The organism is Tissierella pigra (genome assembly GCF_009695605.1).
Taxonomy (GTDB): domain Bacteria; phylum Bacillota; class Clostridia; order Tissierellales; family Tissierellaceae; genus Tissierella; species Tissierella pigra.
Genome location: NZ_VUNQ01000113.1, coordinates 1 through 1254, shown reverse-complemented (window position 1 = coordinate 1254; position 1254 = coordinate 1). Strand labels below are relative to the sequence as shown.

Annotated in this window: 1 protein-coding gene; it reads left to right on the top strand. The window is 34.7% G+C overall.

Annotated features, from left to right (window positions below; genetic code table 11):
- Positions 1-63 precede the first annotated feature (63 nt).
- The coding region (locus tag FYJ83_RS19810) for a hypothetical protein (RefSeq protein ID WP_229768677.1) at positions 64-1254 on the top strand (1191 nt) is incomplete at its 3' end.

Here is a 1254-nt window from a genome sequence, read left to right as displayed (position 1 = left end):
GCTGTTATAACTGATAAACTGGGGAAAGAAACCAAAGTAAGTGATGTAATTAGAGTATATCCTGTGGGAGAAATAAAGATAGAGCTTGATAAGATAACCCATACTGATAAAAGTATTACCCTAAAAACAGAAACAAAGAATACTGATGATATGGATTTAATATGGTCTCTTACTAGGAATGGGGAAGAGGTCAATGTTTCAGATTTTATTGAAGGGAATATCTCATTAGGAGATAGTATTGTAGGTTTTAAGGAAAAAGGTGTATACAATTTAATTCTTTCAGCTACAGACAAAACTAGCAGAACATTTGCGGATAAGGTATCCATTACCGTATATCCTTTAGGTTCTGCTGGCTTTTATTTACCTGAAATATTCCATATAGATGATGAGATAAAGCTCGAAGCAGCCTTTAAGGAAATTGGAAATCGTAATGCAGAGTGGTCACTTATCAAGGATGGCAAAGAAGTAGAACTTTCAGATTTTGTTAGTGGAAATCTATCCAATGATGGAGGAATAGTTACTTTTCCTTATAAAGGTGAATATACTCTAAAAGCTTTCTCTACTGATGATGGAGGGAGAATATATGACTATGAACAAAGTTTTAAAGTTTACCCTGTGCCAGCTGTTGGTTATACATTACCTAAGTATGCCCATACTGACAACGATATTAATGTAGAGGTAAACAGCACAGAGCTTGATGGACTAAAGATTGAATGGCTTGTTGATAATACTTATGGTTTTCAGGATTGGTCAACTTATGTGGAGGGAAATCTAAATAATTCAGGAGGTAGTATCAGGTTCAAAAGAGCAGGTGTTTATGAACTAGTAGCTAGAATCATCGATGAAACTGGCAGAGTATTTCTCTTTGAAACAGGAGATAAAATCGAGGTGCTTCCTGTATTAGATATAGGATTTCAACTTCCGAAATCAGCCTATACAGACAGTATTATTAATATTAGAACCTATGGTAATAACAATGTTCTTCCAGTGGAATGGAGCATTACCAAAGATGGTGAAGTTATATCTGAAGAGCAGGCAATCTCTGGAAGTTTAAATGCACAAGGTGGCAAAATTACCTTTCTTATAGATGGAGATTTTATATTAACTGCAACAATGACAGATTTCCTAGAAAGAAGTTTTTCATATAGTCAGGAAATAACTATAAATCCAGTTATAGAGTATAGCTTTACCATGCCTGATTCCATTCACTATGGCAGGGAATTTGAAGTAAAAGGAGATTCCAAAAATCTTGGA